This window comes from Clostridium sp. MCC353 (assembly GCF_018785315.1).
GTDB lineage: Bacteria > Bacillota > Clostridia > Lachnospirales > Lachnospiraceae > CHH4-2.
Window position 1 is genome coordinate 1 of the sequence record NZ_WQPN01000114.1, and the last position, 815, is coordinate 815.

General features: G+C 41.0%; 2 protein-coding genes. One reads left to right on the forward strand and one right to left on the reverse strand.

The annotated features are described in order from the left end of the window. Window positions 1-257 (reverse strand): helix-turn-helix domain-containing protein (locus GPL15_RS28145; protein ID WP_346345008.1); only part of this gene is annotated, 257 nt, incomplete at its 3' end. Between the two features lie 154 nt (window positions 258-411). On the opposite strand from GPL15_RS28145, the gene GPL15_RS19615 reads away from it, so the two are divergent. Then, window positions 412-639, forward strand: a complete 228-nt coding sequence (locus GPL15_RS19615; RefSeq protein WP_215700368.1) for a hypothetical protein — start codon at window positions 412-414, stop codon at window positions 637-639. Window positions 640-815 lie beyond the last annotated feature (176 nt).

An 815-nucleotide genomic window follows, 5' to 3' on the forward strand; every position in this document is an offset into this window, starting at 1 on the left:
CCGGACTTCTTTTCAAAGGAATGCCGTTTGATTTCTTTTGCAACGGTTGTGCGGTCCTTTCCAATAAGCGTTCCGATTGCCCCAAAGGACTTATGTTCCTTTAATCCCTGAGCGATCATAAGGCGTTCCTCATATGTTAAAAATTTAGACATGATTAAGCTCCTTCCCTGCCACCGACAGAGATAAGGATAGCATAAAAAGAAGACCAGACACGATAGGCTGATCTTCAAAAACTCTGTTTGTAAAGGAAAATCCATACCTGTTGCTTTTCCCTAATAAATAAAACGTTTACTCTATAACTGAAATCACAGGTATGGAATTTCAGTTTACAACTGACGTCTTAATAATTTCTTCAAAACTCCTCCAAATCTGATATAATATCATTAAAAATTAACATAAGGGGTATTCAATATGAGAGAAATAGAATTTAAAATGGAACGCCAAGGACTTGTAAATATAGGTGACACCGTAGAAATCATCGAACGAGAAGGAACAAATTACAGCTACATTATAGAACCCGCCGTAGCCATGTCCGGCTGCTTCCCCAACCGAGAACGCCTCAAGTCCAGATCCGGCATAGTAAAAGATATCAAAGAAAATTCACGAGGATTTTATGTGATCGTTGAATTTGATGAATAAGTAATACAAAATTGGGATTTAATTGAGGAAGTTACGCAGGAAAGCGGGACGAGGGGACGGGCTGGATGTTTGGATGGGGGCGGGCCCAGGGGAATTCTTCGGGGATGAAAACCAGCTTCCAACCGTAAGTGAAACTAAGGCTCCAGGGATAGAAAAAGACGGTCCGATGCCCATTC

Bases quoted from the DNA above. Each gene is read 5' to 3' on its own strand.
- GPL15_RS19615 (WP_215700368.1), top strand. From the start codon at position 412: ATGAGAGAAATAGAATTTAAAATGGAACGCCAAGGACTTGTAAATATA.